The 26,808-nt window shown below is 42.0% G+C and carries 27 protein-coding genes and 1 tRNA gene; 6 read left to right on the forward strand and 22 right to left on the reverse strand.

All coding sequences use genetic code 11. From position 1 onward, the window contains the following. Positions 1-43: 43 nt before the first annotated feature. The 3 genes from A11Q_RS07685 to A11Q_RS07695 all read left to right on the forward strand — a co-directional run bounded on the left by A11Q_RS07685 (position 44) and on the right by A11Q_RS07695 (position 1,888). Positions 44-481 (forward strand): single-stranded DNA-binding protein, encoded by a 438-nt coding sequence (locus A11Q_RS07685; protein WP_015470238.1) that lies wholly within the window; start codon positions 44-46, stop codon positions 479-481. Positions 482-571: 90 nt separating this feature from the next. Beyond that, on the forward strand, positions 572-895 hold the full coding sequence (locus tag A11Q_RS07690; protein WP_015470239.1) for a hypothetical protein: 324 nt from the start codon (positions 572-574) through the stop codon (positions 893-895). 9 nt (positions 896-904) lie between these two features. After that, on the forward strand, positions 905-1,888 hold the full coding sequence (locus tag A11Q_RS07695; RefSeq protein ID WP_015470240.1) for a hypothetical protein: 984 nt from the start codon (positions 905-907) through the stop codon (positions 1,886-1,888). A gap of 24 nt (positions 1,889-1,912) precedes the next feature. Here A11Q_RS07695 and A11Q_RS07700 read toward each other — a convergent pair whose 3' ends face one another. The 9 genes from A11Q_RS07700 to A11Q_RS07740 all read right to left on the reverse strand — a co-directional run bounded on the left by A11Q_RS07700 (position 1,913) and on the right by A11Q_RS07740 (position 10,510). After that, entirely contained in the window at positions 1,913-2,281 is a 369-nt protein-coding gene (locus A11Q_RS07700; protein WP_015470241.1) for a hypothetical protein, read from the reverse strand. A gap of 148 nt (positions 2,282-2,429) precedes the next feature. Continuing rightward, the gene (locus tag A11Q_RS07705; protein WP_015470242.1) at positions 2,430-4,646 is read right to left on the reverse strand and encodes a RelA/SpoT family protein; all 2,217 of its coding nucleotides are present in this window, start codon (positions 4,644-4,646) and stop codon (positions 2,430-2,432) included. A 94-nt stretch (positions 4,647-4,740) separates the two neighbouring features. After that, positions 4,741-4,980, reverse strand: a complete 240-nt coding sequence (gene rpoZ, locus A11Q_RS07710; RefSeq protein WP_015470243.1) for a DNA-directed RNA polymerase subunit omega — start codon at positions 4,978-4,980, stop codon at positions 4,741-4,743. A 49-nt stretch (positions 4,981-5,029) separates the two neighbouring features. Continuing rightward, positions 5,030-5,587 carry a guanylate kinase gene (gmk, locus tag A11Q_RS07715; protein WP_015470244.1) on the reverse strand — a complete coding sequence of 186 codons (558 nt, stop codon included), beginning with the start codon at positions 5,585-5,587 and terminating at the stop codon, positions 5,030-5,032. Beyond that, complete coding sequence (locus tag A11Q_RS07720; protein WP_015470245.1) at positions 5,584-6,474, reverse strand: YicC/YloC family endoribonuclease; 891 nt, start codon at positions 6,472-6,474, stop codon at positions 5,584-5,586. The genes gmk and A11Q_RS07720 overlap by 4 nt, the downstream gene beginning before the upstream one ends. A 38-nt stretch (positions 6,475-6,512) precedes the next feature. Beyond that, the gene (gene miaA / locus A11Q_RS07725; protein WP_015470246.1) at positions 6,513-7,451 is read right to left on the reverse strand and encodes a tRNA (adenosine(37)-N6)-dimethylallyltransferase MiaA; all 939 of its coding nucleotides are present in this window, start codon (positions 7,449-7,451) and stop codon (positions 6,513-6,515) included. Next, positions 7,435-9,294: a DNA mismatch repair endonuclease MutL gene (mutL, locus tag A11Q_RS07730; protein WP_015470247.1), complete on the reverse strand. Its 1,860-nt coding sequence runs from the start codon at positions 9,292-9,294 to the stop codon at positions 7,435-7,437. Before mutL ends, miaA begins: the two co-directional genes overlap by 17 nt. Before the next feature lie 12 nt (positions 9,295-9,306). Beyond that, positions 9,307-10,134 (reverse strand): SH3 domain-containing protein, encoded by an 828-nt coding sequence (locus A11Q_RS07735; RefSeq protein WP_148284966.1) that lies wholly within the window; start codon positions 10,132-10,134, stop codon positions 9,307-9,309. A 25-nt stretch (positions 10,135-10,159) separates the two neighbouring features. After that, positions 10,160-10,510: a hypothetical protein gene (locus A11Q_RS07740; RefSeq protein ID WP_148284967.1), complete on the reverse strand. Its 351-nt coding sequence runs from the start codon at positions 10,508-10,510 to the stop codon at positions 10,160-10,162. A gap of 139 nt (positions 10,511-10,649) precedes the next feature. Here A11Q_RS07740 and A11Q_RS07745 point away from each other — a divergent pair, with 139 nt between their 5' ends. Then, a complete protein-coding gene (locus A11Q_RS07745) occupies positions 10,650-11,120 on the forward strand; it encodes a hypothetical protein (protein WP_041575168.1) in 471 nt (156 codons plus the stop codon). Beyond that, the gene (locus tag A11Q_RS07750) at positions 11,117-11,656 is read left to right on the forward strand and encodes a YIP1 family protein (protein WP_015470251.1); all 540 of its coding nucleotides are present in this window, start codon (positions 11,117-11,119) and stop codon (positions 11,654-11,656) included. Before A11Q_RS07745 ends, A11Q_RS07750 begins: the two co-directional genes overlap by 4 nt. Positions 11,657-11,661: 5 nt before the next feature. On the opposite strand, the gene dut is transcribed toward A11Q_RS07750, so the two are convergent. The 12 genes from dut to A11Q_RS07810 form a co-directional block, all read right to left on the reverse strand. Beyond that, positions 11,662-12,105, reverse strand: a complete 444-nt coding sequence (gene dut / locus A11Q_RS07755) for a dUTP diphosphatase (RefSeq protein ID WP_015470252.1) — start codon at positions 12,103-12,105, stop codon at positions 11,662-11,664. Between the two features lie 24 nt (positions 12,106-12,129). Continuing rightward, complete coding sequence (locus A11Q_RS07760; protein ID WP_015470253.1) at positions 12,130-13,404, reverse strand: M16 family metallopeptidase; 1,275 nt, start codon at positions 13,402-13,404, stop codon at positions 12,130-12,132. 14 nt (positions 13,405-13,418) lie between these two features. After that, positions 13,419-15,515, reverse strand: coding sequence for a polyribonucleotide nucleotidyltransferase (pnp, locus tag A11Q_RS07765; RefSeq protein ID WP_015470254.1), 2,097 nt, complete (start codon positions 15,513-15,515; stop codon positions 13,419-13,421). Positions 15,516-15,642: 127 nt separating this feature from the next. Beyond that, positions 15,643-15,912 carry a 30S ribosomal protein S15 gene (gene rpsO / locus A11Q_RS07770; RefSeq protein WP_015470255.1) on the reverse strand — a complete coding sequence of 90 codons (270 nt, stop codon included), beginning with the start codon at positions 15,910-15,912 and terminating at the stop codon, positions 15,643-15,645. 117 nt (positions 15,913-16,029) lie between these two features. Further along, on the reverse strand, positions 16,030-16,917 hold the full coding sequence (gene truB, locus A11Q_RS07775; RefSeq protein WP_015470256.1) for a tRNA pseudouridine(55) synthase TruB: 888 nt from the start codon (positions 16,915-16,917) through the stop codon (positions 16,030-16,032). After that, positions 16,914-17,321 carry a 30S ribosome-binding factor RbfA gene (rbfA, locus tag A11Q_RS07780; protein ID WP_015470257.1) on the reverse strand — a complete coding sequence of 136 codons (408 nt, stop codon included), beginning with the start codon at positions 17,319-17,321 and terminating at the stop codon, positions 16,914-16,916. The genes truB and rbfA overlap by 4 nt, the downstream gene beginning before the upstream one ends. 10 nt (positions 17,322-17,331) lie before the next feature. Further along, positions 17,332-20,154, reverse strand: coding sequence for a translation initiation factor IF-2 (infB, locus tag A11Q_RS07785; protein WP_015470258.1), 2,823 nt, complete (start codon positions 20,152-20,154; stop codon positions 17,332-17,334). 36 nt (positions 20,155-20,190) lie between these two features. Then, positions 20,191-21,570, reverse strand: a complete 1,380-nt coding sequence (gene nusA, locus A11Q_RS07790) for a transcription termination factor NusA (protein WP_015470259.1) — start codon at positions 21,568-21,570, stop codon at positions 20,191-20,193. Positions 21,571-21,581: 11 nt separating this feature from the next. Further along, complete coding sequence (locus A11Q_RS07795; protein WP_015470260.1) at positions 21,582-22,094, reverse strand: ribosome maturation factor RimP; 513 nt, start codon at positions 22,092-22,094, stop codon at positions 21,582-21,584. A gap of 180 nt (positions 22,095-22,274) precedes the next feature. Next, positions 22,275-22,733: a GNAT family N-acetyltransferase gene (locus A11Q_RS07800; RefSeq protein ID WP_015470261.1), complete on the reverse strand. Its 459-nt coding sequence runs from the start codon at positions 22,731-22,733 to the stop codon at positions 22,275-22,277. Position 22,734: 1 nt separating this feature from the next. After that, positions 22,735-23,217 carry a hypothetical protein gene (locus A11Q_RS07805; RefSeq protein ID WP_148284969.1) on the reverse strand — a complete coding sequence of 161 codons (483 nt, stop codon included), beginning with the start codon at positions 23,215-23,217 and terminating at the stop codon, positions 22,735-22,737. Between the two features lie 16 nt (positions 23,218-23,233). Then, entirely contained in the window at positions 23,234-24,724 is a 1,491-nt protein-coding gene (locus A11Q_RS07810; RefSeq protein ID WP_015470263.1) for a porin family protein, read from the reverse strand. Positions 24,725-24,905: 181 nt separating this feature from the next. Between A11Q_RS07810 and A11Q_RS07815 the strand changes: the two genes are divergently transcribed. Further along, positions 24,906-24,992: transfer RNA gene (locus tag A11Q_RS07815), tRNA-Leu, on the forward strand. Between the two features lie 67 nt (positions 24,993-25,059). Here the strand turns inward: A11Q_RS07815 and A11Q_RS07820 are convergent. Continuing rightward, the gene (locus A11Q_RS07820; protein ID WP_041575172.1) at positions 25,060-26,715 is read right to left on the reverse strand and encodes an SBBP repeat-containing protein; all 1,656 of its coding nucleotides are present in this window, start codon (positions 26,713-26,715) and stop codon (positions 25,060-25,062) included. Positions 26,716-26,808: the final 93 nt, after the last annotated feature.

The following is a 26,808-nucleotide window of genomic DNA, read 5'->3' on the forward strand; positions in this document are numbered from 1 at the left end:
GACTCGAGGAACGCTGAACAGGAAAACATACACGGGAGGGCATATGTCTGGAGTTAACAAAGTTATTATTATTGGTCGTTTAGGTCAGGATCCTGAAATGAAGGCTGTCGGCCAAGGAGCTACTGTTACACGTTTAAATGTAGCAACAAGCGAAAATTGGACTGGAAAAGATGGTCAAAAACAAGAGCGTACAGAATGGCACCGCATTGTTGTATGGGGTAAATTAGCTGAAATCTGCGGTAAATACTTAGCAAAAGGTCGCCAAGTTTACGTAGAAGGTCGCTTACAAACTCGTTCTTGGGAAGACAATGGTCAAAAGAAATACACAACTGAAATCGTAGCGAACACAGTTCAGTTCTTAGGTTCTGCAGGAGCTGAATCATCAGCAAATAACTCTGCACAATCTTCTGGTGGAGACTTCAACTTTGCTGATTTCGGACCAGAACCTTCATTCAACCAAAACGAAGATATTCCATTCTAATTTAGAAAAACATTTTAAATGTCTTTGAATAAAGCCTTTTGTTAAGACAAAAGGCTTTATTTTTTTTATAAATGCACTCACAATAAATTTATGAGTGCAGCAAAAAAAATATACACCGCCATCCTTACAACTGCTCTTTTAACAGCCTTTTCTTCTTGCAACCTTTACAGATCCGAAGACAGAAAAGACTTTGAATCCAACTCAGCTAGCTTTCACGTTAAGAATCTTAAAGTTTCTAGCTGCTCACTTAACTCTGTTCGTAGCTACGCCACGGCTTCTAAGCTTATTACAGTTTCCAATGGGGGCTATGATCGACAAGACTCCGTTTTCCTGTGGGAATATCAAATCAACAATCAATCTGTCTTTGAAACGGATAACTTAAAAGGCACATACTGCCTTTATGACAACACATAATAGGTAAGTATGTTCTTCAATTCTCGTCTTTATCTTTCGACTTTATTACTTTCTTTGATCTTTTCTTTTTCTAATACGTCTCAGGCAGCGCGAATCATTCAACAACGTGACTCTAGAATTCTTGTCGAAGTAGACGCTACCGATCAAATCTTTGTTGATCAGAAATTCCTTTTGATCAACAGTGAAAATAAACGCGTGGCTTTAGGTAGCGTCACTCAAGTTAAAAACAATCGTGCGATCCTTACTATTGAAAAAGGTCAGTATACGTCTCCGGCAACAATTCGTTTTGTAACGAATACGTCAACAGCCTCTACATCAACGCCCTCTGCTACCACCAATACCACATCAGAACCTATAATGGATGATGCAAATAGCGTCTCTGAAGTTGGCACTATTACAGATGAACCCACAGGAAGACGACGCGCAGTTTATCGTGTGAATGCAAATAAGTTTTCGCTAGTTGCAACTTTATCTTCTAACAACATGATCACTAAACAAACAGACGGCTCTAACCCGACTCCCAATACAGAAGATGTAAATCTGAAAGGTTCATCAATTGGTTTGACCGGAATTATGGATATGCCGGTAAACGATTGGCTAACAGTACGTGGTTCCCTTGGCTACGAGCCGTTCAATGTTACGGGGTCATCTCAGTTTCTGTCTTGTGATAAATTAACCTCTACAGACTGTAATGCCTACATCAACTATATCTCTGGTGGTGGCTACGCCAGATTCGATCTTACAAAAGGAAAATCACTTTTTTGGGTGGGCTTAGGTGGAACATTTAAGTTTCCTATGAGCAAAAAAACAACGGCTCTTCTGGAAGATGATATCAAAACTACTATGACAATTGCTGTGGCCACTGGAATGGATTTCTTTATCAGTAATAAGAATTTTATTCCGGCCTCTTTGGAATATCAGATGTTCCAAAGCTCAGATACAGTAAAAGCCAGCATCATCATGCTTCGCGCAGGTTACGGCTGGGCCTTTTAACTCGATTCAAAACTATTAACTTAATTAATCCATTCCTGCTAGCTTACGTTCGATATTGTATCTTCTGATCTTAAGGTCACCACAATCCTCTGTCCATGCCTCGCAGGCCGACGGGCACTGACCATTACGAGTATTCGCCTCATTACAAAGAGTAAAAACGGTTATCGTATCACGGCATGCTTTTTCAACTGTATTCAAACAGTAATTCCGCCTGACTTCTTTATTTTTACCACCGATTATAGGAAGACTTTCAATAAAGCCCGACTCATCCCCGATAAAAGGGGCATAAGCACCACCTTCACTATCAAGAATCACACTGTGTTCATTTTCTTCTGCAAATAAAATACTGGATGAGAATACGACAAGCAGAAGAGGTAAAAAGAATTTTTTCACAAAACTCCCCTTAGTCTTTACTGACTGAATATTTAATATATTATCGACATCTACTCGAAAAAACTAAGACAATTGCTCTATTTTTTATATTTTTTCAGGATTTATGTTCTCTTTTGAAACACTCTTCATCGTTAAATGAACGACTCAATTAACCGCTGATACGTTGAACGTTGATCACGCCTTTGATTTTTTGTAGGGATAAAACGGCATTCGATAACTGAGCGACGTCTTTAACAGAAATCTCGAACAGACAGACCGCTTTTTTATCACGTGTCGTGCGAATTTGAGCTGAATCGATATTGATCCCCTGAGAAGCAAAAGACTCGGTCATCAGCTTCAGAAGACCTTGAATATCCTGAGAGATCACTTCCAATTTTACCTGACGTTCCTGTCCATCTTGCGCTGATTTCGACGTCCACTCGACATCGACCCGTCTGATCTGATCATTTTCGAATACTTTTTTACAGCTCGAGCGATGAACGATAATCCCTTTACCACGACTGATAAATCCTGTAATCGGGTCCCCCGGAATTGGACTACAACACTTAGCAAAATGCACCAGAACATCATCCATACCATCAACTGCGATAATGGAATTTGTACGACGCATTTTAGCTTTAGCCGACTTCACCAATCTTTCCATGATGGTCGAATCAGGAGTTTTCTCGGCCTCTTTTTGAATAGCTTCAGGGCTTAGATTTTTAACAAGTAAATTCGGTTCGAACTTTCCGTAACCGACACGGGCATACAGCTCTTCAAGATCGACAATTCCACTTTCTTTCATGTATTTGTCAAACTCAGGGCCTTTTAGATATTTTGCTGCTGCCATTCCAAATTTTCGGAATTCTTTTTCGACTATATCTTTACCCATCACAATCGCATTACGTCTTTGCTCTTCTTTAACAAACTGACGGATGCGTGATTTTGCTTTAGTCGTAACAACAAATTTCAACCAATCTTTCGATGGTGTTTGCGTTTTAGATGTTAGAATTTCAACGCGGTCACCATTTTCTAAATGATGTTTCAATGGAACCATACGTCCATTCACCCGCGCTCCGGTACACATGCCACCTAAATTAGTATGAATAGCGTAAGCTAAGTCCACAGGTGTCGCTTGATCTGGAAGTTCGATCACATCCCCTTTAGGGGTAAAGACATAAATATCTTTTTCAGCCAAACCTGTTTTGATAGTATCCAAAAACTCATCTGGTGCATCACCTGATTGATTCAGAGCCACTAAGTCTCTTAACCAATTAGCTTTGTTCAGCTCTTCCTGATTAAGGTTGCCACGCTCTTTATAATTCCAGTGCGCCGCAATCCCTTTTTCAGCGATCAAATGCATTTCTTCAGTTCTGATTTGAATCTCGATACGATCCCCACCCGGCCCAATAACTGTCGTATGCAGTGACTGATAGTTATTCGACTTTGGCATCGCGATGAAGTCTTTAAAGCGACCTGGGATCGGCTTCCAAATCGAGTGGATGTAGCCAAGGGCTTCGTAACACTCAACGACAGTGTTGACGATAATACGGAAAGCCAAGACATCGTAGATCTGATCATAGGTCAAATTACGAGCCGTCATCTTACGATAAATGGACCATAAATGCTTTGAACGACCATAGATTTTAAAATTCTTAATCGTACTTTTAGCTAAAGAATCCGTAACACTTTTTTTAACTTCTTCGATATAGCGCTGTGTTTCGTGTTCGGTCTTTTTAATCGTTTGAACTAATTCATAATACTTATCTGGTCGCGAATAACGGAAACACAGGTCTTCAAGTTCGATCTTTAAAGCACTGATACCGATACGACCCGCAAGAGGACAGTAGATTTCAAGAGTCTCTTGCGCGATACGCTCTTGTTTTTCATAGGGCATATGATTCAGCGTACGAATATTATGAAGACGATCACATAGCTTCACTAACACCACACGAACATCTTTACCCATGGCAATGATCATCTTACGAATGTTTTCGCCTTGTTTTTCAAAGCTGTTCCTGAAGTTCATTTGACCAATTTTAGTGACCCCATCCACTAAGGAGGCCACCGTGTCACCAAATTCTCTTTTGATATCCTCTAAAGTCACTTCTGTGTCTTCTACAGTGTCATGCAGAAGTCCGGTTACGATTGTATCGATATCCAATTTTAAATCAGCTAAGATACCAGCCACATTTAATGGGTGCGAGATATAGGGCTCGCCTGAACGACGTAATTGTCCTTCATGGGCTTTCTCAGAAAACTCATAGGCTTTTTCAATAATGTGTACAGGAGCTGTGGGATGGTATGACTTAACTTTTTCGCAGAGTTCGGCCACGTTTTTAATGGGTTTTTGTGGCAGTCTATCGTCGTTGAGAATCTCTGACATTATCAGCTCATTATAGAACAAAAAAACCCGCCATTTAAGCGGGCTTTTCGAAATTGATTAAATACGGACTAAAGAGTAGTCCGCCATCAATAGACTACTTATTAAGATCCTTAAGCATCTCAGTTTGCGCCGTTTGTGGATCGATCTTAGATTCAAAACCCACATTGCCGATCGCCACTTCACGTAATGAATTTACAATGTATTTATTGTTTTTAGTGGCAACAGTGCAGTCGCTACCCTTTAGAAGTTGTTTAGCTCTTTTCGCTACCAACAAAACCAAAGCAAAACGGTTCGGAACCTTATCCATACAATCTTCAACCGTTACACGAGCCATAGGTACACCTCCACCAAAATATGACAAGAACAAGTCTGATAAAATAGCGCTAAGCTATCCAATTCTCAACTATTTTTTTGAATTCAGCGTAGGATCTTTCGAAGTCATCGTTGATGATCTGAACATCGAACTCGTGCGCCTTTTTCATCTCTTTTTCGGCATTTTTCATGCGAACATCAAGATCTGGTGGCGCTCCACCGTCTCGTTTTATAACGCGTCGCTTCAGTTCGTCAATGGACGGAGGCATAATAAACACAGTTTTGGCGTCAGGGAATTTACCTTTGAACGTCTCTACCCCTTGGATATCGATGTCCATAATGACCACCTTATCCTTAGCCCATGCTAGCTGGATTTGCTCGTAAGACGTTCCATACATATTCGTATGAACCTGAGCCCACTCGATAAAGAAACCTTCTGTGATCTTTTTTTCGAACTCTTCACGGGAAATAAAGAAATAAGGCTTTCCATGACTTTCATGATGTCTCATTTCACGAGTCGTATAGGTAATAATATCATGTAAACGACTATCTTCAGCCGCTAGGCGCTCAACAAAACTGCTTTTTCCTGCGCCGCTGGGTGCAGCCACTATGATCATCTTCGTCTTCATTCGATATTCTGTACTTGCTCTCTAATACGTTCGATTAATGTTTTTGCTTCAACAACAGATTCCGTAATTCCGGCCACCTGACTTTTTGAACCGATGGTATTCACTTCACGCAGAAGCTCTTGAGTGTAGAAATCCAGTTTCTTACCTTCTACGACTGGCATCTCAATCAACTTATCGAAGTTCTTAATGTGTTCCGTTAATCGTGTTATTTCCTCATTGATATCGGCTTTTTCTAACTGAATTACAATCTCTTGTGAAATGCGTTGTGGATCCATTTGCTGGCCTGCCACTTCTTTAGGAAGACGTGACTTCACTTTCGACTCAAATCGCTCTTGTAAAAGCTTATTTGCCTCATCTCTCATCTTTGAGACGCGGCCAATGTGTTTTTGCAAATCTTTTAAGTTTTTCTGTAGATCTTTTTTAAGTGCTGCACCTTCACGCACTCTTTCTGCATCAAACTTTTTCAATGCACCTTCGAAAGCTTTTTTTAATAAGCTCAACTCATTAGCCGAGATGGCATCTGACTCTTCAAACTGAATCACTTCCGGCTGTTTGCTGATTTGCTCTAAACGAACATTTTCATTTAAACGCAGCTCAGATGATAATTTTTTAAAAGCTTTTAAATATTCGTGAGCCAATTTCAAATTCACAGAAATTCGTCCGCTACTCACTGAACTTTTCGTTTTACGTAAAACGTAAACATCCGCAGTGCCTCTAAGCACACTGCTGGAAAATTTCTTTTTGAGTTCTATTTCGTAAGGAAAGTAACCTCGAGGAAGATGAAATCTGGTTTCTAAAAATCTTCCATTCACCGCGCGAATACTGACTTCAATGGAAACTTCATTGTTTTGTGTTCGGAAATTACCGAAACCGGTCATACTTTTCATTTACATATTATGCTTTTTGAGCCCCAAAAGGGTCAAACTCAAGATAGAAACTGATCTAGCTTTTGCTGTAATAAATCGAGGCTCTGTTTATCTTGTTTGGACCAAAGTATTGAGTCATCACGCTTGAACCATGTCTTTTGCTTCTTGATAAGCTGCATGGTGCCTTGCTGAATAGCTTCACTGAGCCACTCACGTGACTTGCCTTCTTGGATAAATTCAACAGTTTGACGGTATCCCACACTACTTAACGGCGCCCACGTGTCGTGGCCTTGCTGAAGAAAATTCTGCGTCTCTTCAATGATTCCCTCAGCGATCATTTTATCTGTGCGCATTTGTACGCGCGTCACATAATCTGACTTATCAAAATCAAATCCCACTTTTATAAAGTTATACGGAAGTGCATTCTTATTTTTTTCCGGAGTCGATTTCAGATCCGATGTTGTTTTACCTGTATAGCGAATGATCTCGATAGCGCGCACTAGGCGAAAATGATCATTCACATGGATTTTACTGCTGGGATCTAATTTCAATAGCTCTGCATGTAAAGCTTCGGCTCCACGCTCGTGTAACTCTTTTTCTATTTCTTCACGGAACTCTTGTGGTATTGAAACAACGTCAAACATACCTTTTTCTAAGGCCTGAATATAAAAACCCGTTCCACCCACAATAAAAACAGGTCCCCGAAAGTTTTGCTGTTCAATAAGTTGATAGAAATCCCGAAGATATCCTCCGGCCGTCATTTCATTTGGAGCCTCAACATAAGAATACAGGAAATGAGGTGCTAATTTTTTCTCAGACTCGCTAGGAGCCGCCGCTCCTACAATCAATCCTTTATAAAACTGCACGCTGTCGATATTAACAATAACTCCACCATAGCGCTGAGCCTGCTCAAGAGCCCATGCGCTCTTACCAGAAGCCGTCGGCCCCACGACAAAAATACACTTAAGATCTTTTGAACTCTTAATTGATTCGTCCAAAAAGCTTTTCCAATTCAGTGAAGGTCTTTTCCACAGAAACAGGTCGACCATGGGGACAGAAGCTAGATAAAGCAAATTCATCCATGGACTGTAGAAGCTGTTGTATCTCGGCTATGCTAAGGCTTTGTCCGGCTCTGATAACAGAGTGACAAGCCATCGTTGCAAATAAATCTGAAATCTTTTTTTCGATAGCAAAACTGCCACCGCTGTTTAACAAATCCTGCGCCATCCGTTCAAAAACAACAGGCAAAGAAGAATCTTTTATAAGATGTGGAGCCGATTTGATACCTAATGACTCTGGGCCCAACTGCTCGATTTCAAATCCCATCTTCTGAATTTCTTCAGAGTTTTTAAGTAGCACTTCTAATTTTTCTTCAGACAGATCAATCGCCAAAGGAAATAAATAGCTCTGCACTTGGAAGTTATTGTTTTTCCACGAGCGCATCAGAGACTCATAAACCACTCGCTCGTGAGCCGCGTGCTGATCCACGAATACTAGGCGATCTTCTTTCTGACAAATGATGTAAGTGAGATTCGCTTGTCCCAAAACCTGCAAAGAGGACCAGTAACCACGCACCTCGTTTGTCTGACGACCCTCTGTAGAGACCGAATCCATCACTCGCGATTCAACTCCTATTTCAGCTCGCTCTTGATAGGGCACCGAAAAAGAAGTCACAGAGAACGCAGATGAGGAGTTATTTGCTTCCTCAGCTGTGGAGGCAAAACTTTTACTTTTAAAATGTGTTTGTTCTAACGTGTGATCTGTAAACTTTAAAGTTTGCGATTCTGCAAAGAAGGGGCTTCCGTCACCTGCATTGGCGCGAGCTATATCTGCCTGCATATCCACTTTAAGATTCTGCGGAATCCACGGAGCTTTTTCTAAAGCTTGTCGTAAGCAATGATGTACAGCACGGAAGGCTCCAGACGGATCTTGAAACTTAATCTGCGATTTTGTGGGATGAATGTTCACATCGATTTCATCCGGTTTACACTCAAGCCAAACAACGGCGTAAGGATACTCTCCGTGCATCAATAAACTGCGGTAGGCATCCATAACCGCCGTAATAATGGCACGATCTTGTACCCATCTGTTTTGTGCAAAGACCCATATCTGTTTGGAAGTACGAGCCACATCATGCGGAGATGAAAAGACAACATGGCAGTTAAACGACGAATTCTGGCTTTGAGCCTCAAACAAAACTTTCTTTTCCAAAACGTCAGCGGCTCGTTCTAGACGAGTCGCTCTTTTAGGGTAAAATAATTGCAATTGCCCATTGGCGATAAGCTTAAACTCAACCCCATGATGCGCTAAAGCCAAGGCTTTAAAAACAGATTTAATCTGCGAAATTTCGCTGGATTCTGATTTCAAAAACTTCAAACGCGCCGGCACATTTTCAAATAGATTCTCAATTTGAATTTCAGTCCCCGCCGATTGAGAGCTCGGCTTCACTCCAGCTACTTTTCCAAAGACTGATTCAATCTGTGAAGGTTTTTTCTCTGTTTTATGAATGCTTTTTAGCGTAAGCTGTGACACCGCTGCCGCACTGGCTAGGGCTTCACCGCGGAATCCAAATGTATGTAAATTCCAAAGATCGTCTGTCTGAGTGATCTTGCTCGTCGCATGTCGCTGCAAAGCTTTTTCAAGATCAGATGAAAAAATACCGGAACCATTATCTTGTACCCGCACAAAACGTCCGCCTTCAGAAACCTCAACCGTGATTTGATCACTTTGGGCATCAAGGCTATTTTCCATCAACTCCTTAACTAAGTGTGATGGACGTTCAACCACTTCCCCAGCAGCAATCTGATTGACAATTTCAGAGGATAAAACCTGTATCGACATATAATAAAATTCCTAAAACAAATACGACAAACCAAAGCCTGCGTAGCTGGCTTTATCAAAATAATATTTGATCGCCACATCAATCGCATTTTTCTTATTGAGTTTAATAAGCCAACCACCCTCTAAGAAAAGCCCGCCAGTCACATCATGCAGATCATATTTTCTTTGTGGAGTTTCAACTGTCAGCATGGATACATGTGTGAACAAACCACCGCCAACCCGAACTTCCCCTTTAGGATAAGTGATCACCGAACTTGAAAAACCGAAGTCCCCCCAGAGTTTAAAACCATTGGCAGATCCGCCGGTCTTCTGCGCGTAGTATTTGGGGGCTCCATAGGAACCAATAACACTCCAAGAAACCAATGAGATCGACTTATACCCAATCGCTATAAGATCGGCGATTTGCTCATCTCCCATTGTTTTTTCATGGTAATTAATCAATTGAACGGTGATGCCACCATATCCCGAGTTGAAGTCATTAAACTCTTCTTCTTCATTGCTACGCGAAGGAGTATCAGGCATCTGACCCTGCCGTTGCCGCTCTTCTTCCAGAAGCAGATCGTCTAAATCTTTAGGAACAATTCGGCCCTTACCCTCAATATCGAGTTCGTAATCCACGATGTAACCAATACGACCATCCTTTAGGCGAATGCGATAGAAAGGTCCGTAAGTCTTATCTGAAATTTGATAGGCTTCCCCAGAACGAACGTAATCGATGATCTCAGAGTCAAAATCTCCGGCCTTATAGATTTCAACCTCGGATCCGATAATTGTCGCATTTTGTGCGGCCAAAAGAGGTTGAGATAAAACAAAAAAACAGAGCAATGCTAGGTATCTCACAGTCCTGCATTATAGTAGGTTTATATCAGATTTTTAAAGAGAGATTTTGCCCTTTGACTTCTTTTTTTACAGGTAAAACCACTGGAGGACGCAATAGATGCTCTGGAGATTCAGATCGTCTATCTAAAAATGCTTTAATTTTAAGCCCTGCTTGCTCTGGGCTTCTGACATAAACAACTGGGTCAAATCCACAGTTGCGGCAGATCATCGATGTCCGCCATCTTGTTTGCGCAAAAGTCTCGGCCACAATCAAAAGTAGACCCACAATGAGCAGACCACGAGGATCTAGGCCCTTAAAAATTGCGTATGTCAGCGTAATACCCAACAGCACCAAACCCAAGACATCCATAAGCCCGAGATGCTTATTGACGTACACTTTTCGTTCGACTTTGCAGAAGGCACAATAACAAGATTTTCTTTGCACTAACATAATACTAGTTTGCCAAATTTCAGTTTTATTTTCTATTCTGGATAGTATGGATCTAAATAACCTCGTCCTAAGACCTAACTGCCTGATGACCAAATACCCTTTGGTTTTCATCTCAGCCCCGCGTAGTTTGTTTTACCATGAAAAGTTGGGTGGCCAGCTTCAGGACTTTATTGAAGCCCATGGCTATGTTGTGCACTCTCCGGCCATGCCTTTTCGCTCCCAATCCTTGCGTCAGCGCTATTTGCAAAGCTGGCTACAAAGACAGACAGATGCTGCTTTCCACTTTATTCTTGCGGAAGACACCTATCAGGAGCTTAAGGATGTCCTACCACTCAACTCCAACAGCACCTTTACCCGACTTCCCGTAGCTCATTTAAATAACTCAGCGGCAAAGCCTTTAACAGAACCTCTGTTTTACAAATACCATCGCCTATTCAGTCTTTTGTTAGGAGTCAAAGCCCCACCTTACCAACAGGTATTGCTGGATAGACGTTTAGAGTTTTACGATCGTTTTCTTGACCATTGCGTAGAACTTGCTGAAAATGAAGTCATATGAGAGACGTTACACCCAATCAGCAAGCTACCATTGATTTAAAAGATCTTGTTCGATATCTGATTGAGTTCATCAAACATCCCACTCAAAAAATCTCTCAACTTCCCAACTGGAATTGGCCAAGTCTTTTTGCATTTCATCTTCTGCTGGCCATTCTATCAGGAGTCATCGCAGGTCTACTAAAACTGAATATCCTAAGAGTTCTTTTTGGGCTCTTTTTGATGCCCATCATTTCAACCCTTAGCGCCCTTCTGATGAGTCTTTTTCTTTATTACTATTTTCAATTTTTTGAAAATAAGACGGAAAGCTTCCGCAAGATTTTCACCTTGGTCGCTCTGTCTTCAGTTCCTTTTTATTTATTTCAGACTTTATCTGAATACTTTGCACCGATTTCACTTATCGGCTTCGCCTTCACTTCATTACTAGGAGTGATCGGACTTTGTGATAATTTCAGAGTGGAACGTAAGCGTGCCTATCAGCTGATAGGCACTGTTTTCGGTCTTGTTGTTCTGCTTTGGTTAGCAAATCAATTTATTTAGAATGATTATGTTTTCCCTGTAGAACCAAAGCCACCTGCACCACGTGCGGTATCGCCAAGTTCTTCGACAACTTCAAATTGCGCTTGATAGATCGGACAAATCACCAACTGAGCACAGCGATCTTGATCTTGAATCACAATATCTTCTTGCCCTAGGTTCACTAAGATAATTTTAACTTCACCACGATAGTCAGCATCAATAGTGCCTGGGGAATTCATCAAGGTTAAGCCATGTTTAGCTGCCCAACCACTGCGTGGTCGCGATTGAATCTCGTATCCGAAAGGAATCTCGAATGACAACCCTGTCGGAATCATCACACGCTCACCTTTTTTTAACGTGATAGAATCACCACTTAGTTGTGCACGCACATCAAAACCACTAGCTCCTGCTGACTGATACGCTGGCAATTCACCTTTATAATGTTCCCATTTTTTAATTTTGACTTTCATACATACCCCTCAATTTAGATAATTTTAATTTTTTGAAAAATCGAAATCTTGAAGCCATTGCTGATGGCCTTGCAAGTTAGGCCCCATCAATACGACCGACATCTTGTCTAGGTCTAAGTATTTTGCAATATACTGATTCATCGACTCTACAGATATCTTTTCTATTTCTTCAATGACATTACTCACTGGCTTGTAGCGCTCGAAAACCATCTCATTGACTCCTAAAGAAGACATGCGGTTTTCAATATCATCAGATCCCATTAGAAGCTGGCCGCGCACCTGTGTCTTAAATAACGTCAGATCGCTACTGCGCACCCCTTGTTTTTTAAGTTTCGCAAATTCATCTTTAATAATCTGCATGACTTTTTTCACATTCGCAGAATCAGTCCCTGCATAAACAGAGATATTACCTGAATCCACATTCGTGTTTAGACTAGAAAACACTGTATACGCCAAGCCCTGTTTTTCACGAATGGCTTGATACAGACGTGAGGTCATTCCCCCACCCAACAATGAATTCAAAACCAAAGCTTCAAAGCGAAATTTATCGTTAAAGCTCGTAGAAGGTAATCCCACTAAAACATGGGCCTGTTCCATGTCCCGTTCAAATATTTTACGATAGCGTTTCCATCGAGGAGCACGGCGATTGCTCTTCGCTGAAAATTTCTTGCGATTCTTAAATAGACGCTGACACTCAATAACCAACTGATCATGCTCTAAAGGACCAGCGGCACTGATAATCAAATTTTTACCTTGATAGAAATGACGATAGAACTCAAATATCTTCTTCTGAGTCATCTTCGTGATTGTTTCTGCCTGCCCTAATATTTGACGACTTAAAGGATGATTTTTGTAAACCCCCTCATAGAAGTAGTCATAGATCAATTCTTCTGGCAGATCGTCACACATCGCGATCTCTTGCAAAATGACTTTCTTTTCTAAGTCGAAATCCTTTTGCGAGATTTTCATATTACAAACAAGATCAGCCAATACCTCTAAACCAATTCTCCAGTCTTCTTTTAAAACTGTACAATGGTAGTTCGTGTATTCACGTGTGGTGTAAGCATTTAACTCTCCACCCAAAGATTCTAATGATTTTGCAATTTGATAGGCATTACGAGTTTTCGTGCCTTTAAAAACCAGATGCTCTACGAAGTGAGAGATTCCAACTTCTTCTGGTTTTTCATCGCGAGTTCCAGTTAGAACCCAAACTCCGATCGACACTGACTTTGAGTGCGGATGATGTTCAGTCACAATCCGCACTCCGTTAGGTAAAACTGACTTCTTAAATACGTCCATCAGTCTTGAATGAATTACTGTAATAAAGCTTTACGAGAAAGTTTGATACGACCTGCGCGATCTACTTCAAGAACTTTCACATCAACCATTTCGCCCTCTTTAAGAACATCCGTCACTTGACGAACTCTTTCATTGGCGATTTCAGAGATGTGTAAAAGACCTTGTGTATTTGGCAAGATTTCAACGAAGGCACCAAATTCTGCGATTTTGATAACCTTACCTTGGTAAGTCTTACCAACTTCAGCTTCAGCACAGATAGCTTCGATGATAGCAATAGCTTTCTTCGTAGCTGCTGGATCAGCCGAGGCGATATTGATCGTACCATCATCTTGGATTTCAATCTTAACACCTGTTTGTTCAGTGATGCTGCGGATTGTTTTACCACCAGAACCGATAACTTCACGGATTTTGTCTGGTTTGATTTTGATAGTTTCAATTCTTGGAGCAAATTCAGAGATCTGACCACGAGGTACGTTGATCACTTTTTCCATCTCGTTCAAGATGTGTAAACGACCTTCACGAGCTTGATTCAACGCTGTTTCCATTACGGCAAAACTTACAGAGTCAATTTTGATATCCATTTGAACTGCTGTAATACCATTAGCTGTACCCGCAACTTTAAAGTCCATATCACCTAAGTGATCTTCATCACCCAAGATATCAGAAAGAACCGCTACGCGATCACCTTCTTTAATCAGACCCATCGCGATACCCGCTACGTTACCTTTAATTTTAACACCTGCATCTAATAGAGCTAATGTACTGGCGCACACAGTTCCCATTGAGCTTGAACCATTACTTTCAAGTACTTCGCCTACGATACGGATTGTATATGGGAAGTTAACATGATCTGGGATAACAGCTTTGATCGCGCGTTCAGCCAAGTTACCATGACCGATTTCACGACGGCCTTGACCACCAAAACGACCTGTTTCACCAACAGAGTATGGAGGGAAGTTGTAATGCAATAAGAATTTTTTCTTGTAGCTGCCTTCTAGTGCTTCGATTGATTGTTCATCATCCGCAGTACCTAAAGTTACAGTACCAAGACATTGCGTTTCGCCACGAGTGAATAAGCCAGAGCCGTGCGCACGAGGTAAGATACCTACTTCGTTAGAGATAGAACGTACAGTTTTCAAATCGCGGCCATCAATACGAGAGCCTTTATCTAAAATCATAGCACGAGCTACTTTGTACTTCACATCTTCAACGATGTTGCTTAATTCTTTTTCTCTTTGAGATTTCAATTTATCGTCAGCGATATTTTGTACTAAAGCTTCTTTAGCCGTAGTTTTCGCAGCATCAAAAGCAGCGTAGCGCTCTTGTTTAACTTTCATCGACATCGCTTTTTCAATTAGCGGAGTCAATAAGCTCTCAGCCGCTGTCTTGAAGTCAGCATCGATAACCGCAGGAACAAATGCACGTTTAGGTACAGATCCTGTTTTTTCGCGTAACTCTTCTTGAATTTGTAATAATGGCAATAATGATTGGTGACCGAATTTCAATGCAGCTAAGGCGTCTGCTTCAGAGATGAATTGAGCTTCACCTTCTACCATCAAGATACCATTTTTAGTTCCTGATACGATGATGTTCATATCAGATTTAGCTTTTTGCTCTGGTGTTGGATTCGCAATGAATTGTCCGTCTACACGGCCAACCATACATGCCGCCGTTGGACCACCGAACGGAATATCAGAAATGTGCAAAGCAGCAGAGGCTCCTAATGAAGCTAAAATTTCTACTGGGAACGCACCATCAGCACTCAATACAGTCGCTACGATTTGAGTGTCATTCATGTATCCTTCAGGAAACAATGGACGAATTGGGCGATCGATAATACGTGCATTTAAAACAGATTCTGTTGATGGTTTACCTTCACGTTTAAAGTAACCGCCTGGGATTTTACCAATCGCATAGAATTTTTCGATGAACTCTACAGAAAGTGGAAAGAAACCTTGATCCGGCTTCGCTTGTCTAGCGGAAACAGCTGTAACAAGAACCATGTTGTTACCAGAAGAAACTAAAACAGATCCATCAGATTGTTTCGCCAGTCTTCCTGTTTCGATTTTAATTTGCTGTCCTGCAATTGTAGTGGTGACTGTGTTGATCATATAACTCCTTTATTATCACTGAGTCGGTCATTGAACTGGTCTTAGAGCTTTGAAAAGATGAATTCAGTATAAAGCTCTAAAACTTCGAAGGCCCTTTTGCGGGCCTTCGGGGTATTTCGAATTTTGATTACTTACGGATATCAAGTGCCGCGATTAGTTTTTCATAACGGCTTTGGTCTTTTGATTTTAAGTAGTCTAACAATTTACGACGTTGGTTAACCGCGCGGATTAGACCCATACGACCGTGATTGTCTTTCTTGTGTGTTTGGAAGTGTCCTGACATTTCGTTGATTCTTGCAGTTAACAAGGCAACTTGAACTTCAGGTGAACCTGTATCCAAATCAGATGTTTTGAATTTTTTTAAAATTTCGGCTTTTTGTACTTTTGTAACGGCCATTAACGTTTCTCCTGTTTAGAGTCTTGCGACTGGTTAGATCCTCAATAACGTCATGGCTGACGATACCAAAGATAGAGGTCAATTTTTAGCAATCTCGGGGAAAATATTCAAGGGTTTTCAACAGTTAAAGACTCTTTTAATTTTAAAGCCCTGCTGTTTTTCAAGCCCTACTAAGGCCAGCAAGCGACCCTTTTCTTCGGGTAAGATTTGAATGATTTCATCTTGATCTGGATTGAAGCGCGAAATCAACTGTGATCGTAATGAGTGACTGATTTGACCATTTTTCATCAAAACAGCATCCTGACCTTTTACCCGAATAGACTTCACACCTTTAAGAGCCTTATCCAAAGGGACCAATTTTCTGCTTACTTCTTGGGCTTCCATAGAGGCTAGCTCAGCTAAAGTCATCGCTTCTGTTAAGTTGTACTGGTGAGATGAAGTTCTTTCCAAGCTGGCCATGGCTGCCCCACACCCCATGCGATCACCTAAAAGCTGAACCCATGAACGAATAAAACTACCTTTAGAACAGTGTAAGTGAAACTTTAAGGGCTCTTGGTGAGTCACATTCCAGAAAGCCATCTTCTTTTGAGGTTGCTCGATCTGCACGCCTTCACGGGCATACTCGTACAGCTTTTTACCATCTACTTTTTTTGCAGAAAACATCGGAATAGGAAGTTGAAACTCACCCACCAACGACAGTGCTAACTCTTGAATCTGCCCCTCTGAACACTGCACTTGTTTTTCAGCTAAAATCTGACCTGTAATGTCTAATGTATCTGTAGTCACCCCAGGACGAATACCTACGGCATAGGATTTATCACCTTCAGTGACATAAGAGCTAAGCTTAGTGGCTTCACCAATAAGTAAAACCATCAGGCCCGTTGCCATAGGGTCTAAAGTTCCCGAGTGCCCTACTTCTTTAGTTTTTAATAGATAGCGAACACGACTGACCACATCGTGACTGGTCATCCCTGCCGGCTTGTTTATAAGTAATAATCCGTTCAATCAATATCCTCATCACTGAGTTTTTTAGCTAACTCAGGATCACTGCTGATATGAGATAGGATTCTTTCAATTTTAAGAATTTTTTCGGTCGCTTCGTCATTGTGAAAAGTTAACTTTGGACAGTAACGCATTTTCATCACATGCCCAATTTCGTCTTGAATGTCACGAGACCAACTTTGCAGAACTTCTGCTGCGTCAGTCATGGCATCCTGTCCTTCTGTTGAAGAAGCAAAATAAGTGACGTACACATGTGCCGTTCTGAAATCCGCTGGCATCTGAACGCGCGTTACAGTAACAACACCGGGTAAATCATGGCGCATTTGTTCGATAATGAAGCGCGAGATCACCTCTTGCACTTCTTTTTCTACTCTAACTTTGCGTCTTCCATCACCGGTGTTTTTCACAAATAACCTTCTAGTTTATAGGAGTCAGTTCGCGAGCCACTTCTTCTTTAGTGTAAGCTTCGATTACGTCTCCGACTTTAACGTCATTGAAATTTTCGATACCGATACCACACTCGAAGCCTTCAGCAACTTCTTTAGCGTCATCTTTAAAGCGTTTCAATGAACCTAACTTGCCTTCATAAACGATTTTTCCATCGCGAACAAGACGAAGCATATTCGAACGTTGAATCTTACCAGACGTAATGAAACATCCGGCGATAACACCAATCTTAGGAACACTGAATGTATTACGCACTTCAGCCGTACCCATAACTTTTTCAACAACTTGTGGAGCCAATAGACCCGTCATTGCTTTTTTGATTTCGTCCATCATTTCGTAAACAATCGAATACGTTCTGATGTCGACACCCAGTTGTTTTGCTTTCGCTTGTGCATTGTTATCTGGTCGTACGTTAAATCCGATCACCACACCTTTTGAAGTGTGTGCCAACATAACGTCATTTTCAGTAACTCCACCTACAGCAGCGTGGACAATCTTATTTTTAACTTCAACAGATGTCATTTTATTCAACATCCCTTGAATCGCCTCTAACGAACCATGTACGTCCGCTTTCAAGATGATATTAAATTCTTTCAAATCACCTTGAGTCACTTTCGAGAACATATCTTCTAAAGACATTTTCTTTTGAGTGTTTTCAGCCATGGCTTGTTCTTTACGAACACCTACAACTTCTTCTGCTGTTCTTTCATCTACCACAACATCGAAACGATCGCCGGCAGCAGGAACACCCTCAAGGCCTAAGACCTCAACTGGTAAACCTGGAGTAACCGTATCTACGCGCTCGCCTTTGTCATTAGTTAATGACTTCACTTTACCCTTCATCGAACCAGCCACGATGTAGTCACCTACATTTACGTGTCCGTCTTTAACAAGGATAGTTGCAACAGGGCCTTTACCTTTTTCAAGTTTCGCTTCAATAACTAAACCTGAACCCGATTTTTCAGGGTTGGCTTTTAGCTCTGCCACTTCCGCTAATAATTTAATATTTTCAAGTAACTCAGGAATACCTGTACGTTTCAAAGCCGACACTTCACAGAAAATCGTGCTACCGCCCCATTCTTCAGGAACGATTTCAAGCTCTGTTAACTGTTGCTTAATACGATCAGGATTTGCACCTGGCTTATCCATCTTATTCACTGCCACGATAATCGGTACACCCGCTGCTTTCGCATGGCTAATAGCTTCTGCTGTTTGAGGCATCATACCATCATCAGCCGCCACTACGATAATAGCGATATCCGTTGCATTCGCTCCACGCGCACGCATAGCCGTAAAAGCTTCATGGCCCGGAGTATCTAGGAATGTAATTAAGCTGCCATCTTCAGTCGTAACTGAATAAGCACCGATATGCTGAGTGATTCCGCCAGCCTCACCTGAAGCTACACGAGCATTACGGATAGCATCTAATAGTGATGTCTTACCATGGTCAACGTGACCCATAACAGTCACAACCGGTGGACGAATCACTAATTCAGCTTCTAAATTTCCGAATGCTGTTTCTACAACGATTTCATCTGCAGTTTTAAATGTGTTTTGTGCTTCCCAGCCAAACTCAGGTACGATCAAAGCAATCGTATCAAAATCTAGATCCGAGTTTACATTGCCCATCACACCATTCGTCATCAAAGCTTTAATTAACTGTGTTGCTTTGATACCCATTTCAATGGCGATGTCCCCAACTTTCATCTTACCATTCACTTTAAGAATACGTTTCGATGCTTTCGGAGTTGTGATTTGCGTTTTCTGAGCCGCGCGGTTTAATACAGCGGTTTTTTTCTTTGGTTGGAAAACCATTTCACGCTTACGGAACTCAACAGCGTTAAAACTTTGTAGTATCTCTTCTTGCTCTTTTTCCTTAGCAGACAATCCACCTGTAGGTGTGCCACCAAATTTCTTAGAGCGTTTATCATAATCACGTTTTTGAGAATCAAAATCCGTTGTCGGAGCAACTGGATCTGGCATTTGAGCCACAAATCCAGCACGAATGTTACGGCCAGCACCTGGTGAGCGAGTATTGAATCCACCACCAGCTCCGCCGCCTTGCGGACGTTGGAAACCACCACCTTGTGGGCGTGGGCCACGTTCAGAACCCGGAGGACCTTGAACACGGCTTAAATCCATACGACCGACGATATTACGTTTTGGTAAAGCGACATTTGCTGAGCTTGAAACTCCGCTATCGCCAATCGAAACTTCTTTTTTACGAGACACAGTTGGCGCTGCTTTTTCAACTACCACTGGAGCTACTGGGGCTGCTTCCACCGGAGCTTCAGGTGTCGGCGCAGCTGCTACAGGAGCAACAACCTCTTCAACCACTGGAGCTTGCACTGGTGGAGCTGCTTCTACCGGAGTTTCCACTGGAGCTGCAACTTCTTCTGCCGCAGACTCTGCTGCTTTAGTTTCTTCAGCAACTTCTGCGTCTTTCTTACGACGAATAACTGAGGTACGCGCTGGCTTAGCAACCGTCTTTTCGGCATCTTCAGCTGCTTTAGCCGCAGCTGCTTTGCGTGAGGTAGCCGTAACAATTGTTGGACCACCAATTTCATTAGCAGCTTTTTTTGTCGTGCTTCGACGAGTCGCCCTTTTCGGCTTCTCTTCTGTAGCTTCACCAGTTGGCTCAGCCAACTTAGCTTTGATCTGTTCTAGCACTTCCGGCTCGAGTTCAGCCATATGATTTTTAACCGGTAAACTCCACTCTTTGATTTTGTCCATCAAAGCTAGCGGCGTCATACCGACTTCTTTTGCAAACTCGAAAACTTTTGGATTACTCACGCAATTTTACCCTTCGTCTTTTCTTCTATGTATAAACTATTCCTGACCTAACTTAGATAGTTCGGCCTTAAGTTGCTCTTCTGCTCTTTGCTTAGCTGAAGATGTTTTCTCGACAGGTTGAGCCTGAGGAGACGTCGGAACAGGGACGCCCTGTTCTTCGTACTTCTTTATTAAAGCATCAGCATCATCAATTAACTTTTGAGCTTTTTCTGGATCATCATAACCTGGGATGGTCATCACTTCTTCCGCTTTAGCCGTAGCTAAAGATTGGAATGAACCAAAACCTGATTGGAAGATATTTTGAGCCATTGTTTCGCTCATACCTGGTAACAACATTAAATTGAAAATTGATTCTGCAGTACGAGCAGATGTTGCTGATACAGAAATGATATCTAATTTCCAACCAGTCAATTTAGCTGCCAAACGCACGTTTTGACCTTTTTTACCGATAGCTAAACTTAGTTGAGCATCTGGTACTACGATTTCCATTTCTTTATTTTCTTCATCCAAGAAAACTTTTGAAATTTCAGCCGGAGCTAAAGCATTACATGCAAAGCGTGTAACGTCTTCATCCCACATCACGATATCAATTTTTTCGCCTTTAAGTTCTTGTACGATATTTTGTACACGAGAACCTTTCATACCTACACAAGCTCCAACTGGATCAACCGAGTTGTCTTTTGTGCGGACTGCGATTTTAGCGCGTTGGCCTGGCTCACGAGCCGCTGACATGATCTCAACGATGCCATCATAAATTTCTGGAACTTCCATTTCGAAAAGTTTCACTAAGTAACGCTCGTCTGCACGAGACATGATGATCTGAGGACCACGAGTCGTTTGACGTACTTCAGATAAGTAACCCTGAATACGATCACCTGGTTTGTAAACTTCACCTGGAATTTGTTCGCGCGGTGGAATATGAGCTTCTGTGCGGCCTAAATCAACAACGATTGCGCCCTTTTCTACACGACGTGCGATACCAGATGCAATTTCACCTTTACGTTGTTCGAACTCAGAGAAAATGATTTCTCTTTCGGCATCGCGTACTTTTTGTAAAATAATTTGTTTTGCAGTTTGAGCTGCGATACGTCCCAAATCACCTGATTCTAATTTGATACCAATAGAATCGTCTAGTTGAGCGCCTGGATCTAATTTCAAAGCTTCATCTAATGTGATCTCAACTTCTTCGTCGACAAATTTTTCTGCTTCTACTACTTCTTTAAACTCATACAATTCAACTTCGCCAGTTTCTTCATTGTATTGGGCTTCGATTTCGCGATAAGTACCATATTTTTTTCTAGCGGCTACTAGCATCGCTTGCTTAACGGCGTCAATGACGACTTCTTTATCGATGCCTTTGTCTTTACCGACTTGATCAATCACTTTTGCCAAATCAGAAAACATGTTATCTGCCATAATTCCCCCAGTTATTTCTTTTTAGGATTCGTTTTATATTCAAATACGAGTTTTGCTTTTTCTACTGCTGAAAAAGGAACTTTAATCTTGTGTCCGCGAATATCGAACATTAAGTCAGAGCCCTCAACACCAGTTAATACATCTTCAAACTTTTTCATCGACAGCATTCCCTTGTCTTCAGTGGCACCGAGGCTACCTAAAGATTTAGAAAGCTGAACGAATACTTTTTTTCCAGCTACTTTTTCGAAATGCCATACTTTTTTAAGGTGGCGATCTAAGCCCGGTGTTGATACTTCAAGGTTGTACATATCCCCAGGAACTACATCTTCAACATCAAGGCGCAAGTTAAGTCCTTTGGAAACATTCGAACAGTCTTCGATGCCGACTCCGCCTTCTTTATCGATAAAAACACGTAAAATTCTACCACGCCCCGCACCCGTGTGTTCGATGTCATACAAAACACACCCTTCACGTTCCGCGATTTCTTGTGCGATCTGTTCTACTTTTGTTAACCAACTGTCCAAAGCAATCCCTTTTTGTCTTTTTCTGTCCAAGAACAAATTTTCAATGAAAATATTGATTTGTTTGTTTTAAGCAAAAAAAAATTGGGCTTTTGGCCCAATTCGTAATCACCTTAACAAAAATTCCTGACTGGGGCAACTTGTCTTTACTTGGATTGAACTTTCAGACTCACAAAGGCCGGTTTAACGATTTTCAGATGCTTTCCAGCCCATCACCACAGCTCCTCCACCATCTGAGTAATAATGACTTCGAATACGGAGGGTTTGAAACCCTAGCTTTTGATAGAAGCCCAGCGCCGCCGTATTTTTTTGGTGCACCTCCAGCCATACATTTTTATTATGCGTTGCAGCAAGTTTTTGTAAATACAGGACTAATTCGGTTTGAATGCCGGTTCTTTGGAAGCTGGGATGAGTCGCCAAAACACTGATTTCAAAAGCCTCGGATAGCTCGCGATAACAGACAAATCCCCTCACCTCTTCGGACTGCTCTGCCAATATCGTGAAAACATGATTTAGTTCTTCAGCCAAGGTCTCTGCTGACCAATTAAACGCAGCAGGATATTCCAAAGTGGTCTTCGCCGCTTCCGCAATAGAGATTATCTGGGGCCAATCTGTTTGAATAGCCGGTTTGATATGGATCATATCAGCGATACTGAGGCGACTTAATCTTCAACTGATATTTTCTTTTTAAAACATCAATCCAGTTTTGAAATCGCTCACGGTCCTTAAGTTGATTTTCTTTTAACTCAATCCAAGCTAAAGATTGAGTTATCAAATTAGCTTCGCGGTCTAATTCCGCTTTATCATAAGCCTCTAATTTTTTTCTAACACTATCACTGATTTTAACAGCTTCAGGCTTCAACGAAAATACCTGCGCTTCTTTGTACGCCATTCTAGAAAGTAAAAAATCTTGAACACCATTGGCAGAATACTGACTTAAATTCTTTTTGCGAAAAACTTCAGTTAGGACAGATTTATAAAGTGCCAGATCACGGGTTGTCGAGGTCTCGTTACCTGCCAAAGAAAACAAAGCTTCATTAATGACTTCGACCTGCACTAACTCTTCGGCTATTGCAGGTGTATAGATACTCAAGGCCATTAACAAGATTTGCAGATATCTGATCACAGTTAACAATTCACCTTTAGAAATTCACTTTTGCCGAAATACCAGCAGTGTAGTATTGCAACTTTTCAATCGCAGTTCCTGTATAACCAAAATTAGGATCATTATAGGTTGCACTCACTTCGTTCGACAAATTGAACATGTATTTGAAATCAAAGCCTAATGAGAATTTCGAAGTAAACTCGTAATCAAGTCCCGCATTTAAACCTAAATCCAATGCATTTGAACTTCCCGTATTACCAGAAGCTGTTACCACCGCTGGGTTTTTCAAATTATAATCTCTTTTTGTGTAAGATAACAACGCGCCAGCAATTGGCTGTAGTTTATCACTCAGACCCAACGTGCCTTTTTCAAATTGGTATTTCGCCGCCACGTAACCTTTGTATTGATCTACGTCAAAGTTATCAACACGATTGAAGAAGCTGTAGTTACGTAAATTCATTTTATGTTTTGCAACGCCCGCACCTAACTCAAACATAAATGCGTTATAATAGTAACCCAAAGCACCTGTTAAGTCGTATCCAACATCTACGTTATTTACTTCTGGATAACCACCCGCACCTACAACGACTAAAGCATAAGCTTTTTTATCTGATGCCGCGTTTTTAGTTACTTTCATCGTGCTGCTAGCTGGAAGCTGCACCTCTGGAGCTGTTGCCGCTTCTGAAACGACGACTTCACGTTCGATTAATGTTTCAGAACCTGATTGAGTTGCTGCTGGGGCCACCGCTACTGTCTGTGTTTTGGTAACAACTGTAGTTGTTGTAGCCGGAGCTGTTCCATAAACTACGGGTTCACGCACAGCCGCAACAGTTGTGGCTTTCGGCGCTGCTGTCGGAATGCGAACGATCTCTCCTGACGCTGTCACTCCAGAAATATAACCCTCGTTCGCTACAGGAATAAGAACCATCGCACGCCCCTCTGAATTTAAGAAGCTACGACCTGTTACTTTTAAATCTGACTTAGTGTCTTTTTCGAAAGTTCTAACCACTTCATACGACTGTTGATTTGCAGGAACCATGACCACAGCACCCGTTGAGGTCACACCTGAAATGTAACCCGGTCTTGCCACAGGAACCACGCGAAGATTAGATCCCTCTGCTGGAACGATATCCGTTACACCTGAACCCTGAGGACGAACGGCAATGGCTTTCTTCTGCACAGACTTCGTTGTTTTAACCACTTTTTTTGTTGTCGCCACTGCTGCCGGAACCACTGTTGTTTCAGTCACGGTCGTTGCTTGTACGGTCGCTTCACCGGCCGCTACAGCGGCACCTGAAGTCTCTGGAGTGCGATCAAATAGCACCACTTCGTCCACACCGCTGGTGCCACCACTTTGAACTTCGCCCGCGGCTTGAGCTGGAGCCACACCTTGTTTTACAACTTGGTTTGTCGATAAATCCACACACTCTACTGATGGTTGGTTCAAATCTGTTGCTGCCGTCGAAGCTGTCGCAACTGAGGTTGTAAAACCGAAAACTAGGGCTAACGCGATATTCAATAGATTCATTGGCATCTCCAAGTTAATTCCAAAGCTAATTTGACGAAATTTATACACTATTCCGGCTGTTTAATGCCATAAATCAAAGCAAATGGTCAAGATAAGTGGGCTGTTGGGTAAGGACTTGAAAAATTTTCTTGAACTGATCGATGAGCTGTATTTATATTAGCCCTCGTAAGTCTTTTCGTGTGGCTCGGTGATGAAATTGGTAGACTTGCTAGACTCAAAATCTTGTGGGCGCAAGCCCGTGTCGGTTCGAGTCCGACCCGAGCCACCAATTTTTTTCTTTAATTCTTTTCTTTAAATTCACCCACAATATTGCTGTAAATAAATTTCTTGATGTTTTACTGCTGGCTCACGCCAATTTTCATAATAAAACCTGAAGAGCCGCTGGTGTGAATAATATTGGAATAACCTGCACAGTACACATTTCCCGCAACATCCACACTAACACCATGACATCTGTTCTGAGCTTCGGCTTCCGTTTCCCCCCACTGCTTCACCCACTGAACTGCACCTTGAGGGTTTAGCTTTGTCACAAAGGCATCACCATTACGATTTGCCGAGGAACCTGGAGCCAGTCGACTTGTTGTCATACCAGCACAGTAAACATTATTTGAGGGGTCTACAGCAACTCCATAACAAATTTCATACTGTGAACTGTCCCCTTGAGTAAACGACTGGCCTAACTGCTTCACCCATTGAATTGTTCCCTGAGAGTTCAACTTCATCACAAAGGCGTCACCATTACCACCAGCATAGGCATCTGCTAGGCGTCCATCTGTACGGCCAGCACAGTAGACATTTCCAATGCTGTCAGCAGCTATCCCGTTACAATAATCTGCTCCGGCACTACTTCCAAAAGTATTTGATTTACTACCCAATTGTCTGACCCACTGAATGACGCCCAAAGGACTCAACTTCATCACAAAGGCATCTACATTCCCACCAGAAGTTTCCGCTAAGTTGCCATCTGTTACTCCGGCCGTATAGACATTCCCCGCATTATCCACAGTGATTGATGTCGGCACACTACTGGCTTTGCTGTCACCAAAAGTGTTGGATACACTGCCTAATTGTCGTTTCCACTGAATAGTACCTAAAGCATTGAACTTAACTACGAAAACATCGCCTTTTCCTTTATTCCCGCTTTTTTCAACAAAATCGACGGCAGAACCAGTACAGTAGACATTTCCCCCGCTATCCGTAGCCAAACCAGAACAGTTTGTTGCCACCGCATTAACGTTGTCATTTGCATACTTCAACCATTGAATAGCACCTTGATGATTGAGCTTCATCACAAAGGCCCCACCGCCGACTAGGCCTCCGCTGTAGCCGCTCACTCTATTCCCAGATTTATGCTGAGTCGGAGACATCATCCCGCCAACATACACATTGCCAAAATTATCAACGGCGATGGAATTGGCGAAGTCATTGTGATTAACGACTGCACGATCACCGGCAGAAGAGGCCGAAGTATAGTCAGTCGTCAGTGCGACCAGCGATCTACTGCCCAACTGTCTGATCCACACAAGCTTGCCGGTACTGTCGATCTTCATCGCGAAAACATCGGCCCCACCTGCATTAGGTTCAGCTAAATCACTACTCGTGTGGCCAGCACAGTAACTGTTTCCTTCTTGATCTACGGCCGACGCATTACAGACAGCATCCACGTACTGACCGGAGCTATTCACCAAAGTAGTTTTGTATATAAAAGAAGTCTTAGGAATCTGACTCGTTGTTGTAGTGGTTGTACTGCTATTGGGCGTGGATGGAAACCCGATAATATCTCCGCTTACAGGGTCGATTTCTGGCAATCTTACAATAGGTGCACCGACTAACTGTTGACCATCCGATGAGGACTGACTGGCACCACTACCACCAATTGAGGACTGATTTTCCATCCCCTCATCTGCCTTATAACTACTACAGTTCTGAAAAGATGCTATCAACACAAATACCAAAGCAACAGTTGATACAATTCTCAATTTTTTAGCCATACATCCCCCATTGGTTTCGTTAAACCATCGGTCGAAAGTCGAGATTCTTTGAGCGCGTAAGCGAATAAAGTGTGGCATAGAATATGCCCACCT

The sequence above is a fragment of the Pseudobdellovibrio exovorus JSS genome, from assembly GCF_000348725.1.
Lineage (GTDB): Bacteria > Bdellovibrionota > Bdellovibrionia > Bdellovibrionales > Bdellovibrionaceae > Pseudobdellovibrio > Pseudobdellovibrio exovorus.